The organism is Vibrio sp. 05-20-BW147 (genome assembly GCF_013369385.1).
Taxonomy (GTDB): domain Bacteria; phylum Pseudomonadota; class Gammaproteobacteria; order Enterobacterales; family Vibrionaceae; genus Vibrio; species Vibrio floridensis.
In genome coordinates, this window is record NZ_SZTO01000082.1 from 1 (window position 1) to 730 (window position 730).

The window sequence follows — 730 nt, forward strand, 5'->3', positions numbered from 1 at the left end:
TTTACGTGATTAAGCATAACGCCCGCTTAAGTGGTGAGCAACGCAATACGATGCTTCCGCACACTACCTAAATCACTAAAATCAACGCATAGCGAAAATGCCACGCGTTGCGAATCCGTCTTAAAGCGTTTGTTATGTGTGTTTTTTAACATTGCTTAACTTCTTCGTGTCTACTACCACCTCAAACTCAATCGATTGGTCGGAAAACAAAAGATCATCTCTTGAGTAAATAGTTTCGACTACTATTCTTTTCTCTTCCTTAAACCAAGGTTGACTTTGGTAATGCCTGAACGCAAAGTCTTTAGCCACATCCAACGAAGTCGTCCAAGCTTGCCCGTATGAGTTATTATCGAACTCACCAACATCACATCCACGATAAATTTTTATAGTTGAATCTAATTTGTTGATATCGTTTGGTTCCAAACGATCTATAAGCGTTACCTTTGGATGCCAAGCTTCATTTTCTTGACGCGTATACAACTGATGAAGTCCATTATATGCATAACATGAAAATGAATGTCGCAGAGCATCAAATACCTGCAAAACTTCTTCATCTTCGATTTCATCCAACAGTGAACAATAATGCGATCTGATCAGTTCCTCTGCCTCATTATCGACACAACTATATAAATCTCGAACCTCACCTTTGGCTTCGAAAGCCTTGATTGCATCAATGTATTTCTCAATAGCATCAACAGCAATCATCTTAAAATTAGAAAAAAATGGTTCG

General features: G+C 38.5%; 1 protein-coding gene. It reads right to left on the minus strand.

Going from position 1 to position 730, the window contains the following annotated elements; all coding sequences use genetic code 11:
• Positions 1-132: 132 nt before the first annotated feature.
• The coding region (locus FC652_RS20080; protein WP_176299902.1) for a hypothetical protein at positions 133-730 on the minus strand (598 nt) is incomplete at its 5' end.